Origin of the sequence: Vibrio sp. OPT46 (genome assembly GCF_015163535.1) — a bacterium.
GTDB classification, from domain to species: domain Bacteria; phylum Pseudomonadota; class Gammaproteobacteria; order Enterobacterales; family Vibrionaceae; genus Vibrio; species Vibrio alginolyticus.
On the sequence record NZ_JADDYG010000549.1, the window covers coordinates 1 to 299 of the forward strand.

Annotated in this window: 1 protein-coding gene; it reads left to right on the top strand. The window is 41.8% G+C overall.

The window, feature by feature from the left end; translation table 11 throughout:
• The coding region (locus tag IQR33_RS22275; RefSeq protein WP_193843815.1) for an H-NS family nucleoid-associated regulatory protein at nt 1-83 on the top strand (83 nt) is incomplete at its 5' end.
• Nucleotides 84-299: the final 216 nt, after the last annotated feature.

Consider the following 299-nt stretch of genomic DNA (forward strand, 5'->3'; position numbering starts at 1 on the left):
CTTGGACTGGCCAAGGTCGTACACCTTCGGCGATTCAAGAGCAACTTGATGCAGGTAAATCTCTGGATGAGTTCCTAATCTAGATCCGTGCTATTTTTAAAAGGCTCCCATAGGGAGCCTTTTTTATTTAAACCATTACAAATAAAAAAGGCACATTTCTTAATGCGCCTTTTACTTTAGTTACAGAATAGTTAATTAAACCGCTTCGTATTAACGTTCCCAGTATGCTTCTTCTAGGCTATCTTCTCGCTCAGGAAGTCCGCGCGACAATCGTGGTGAATGTTGCACGAGAACTTCGT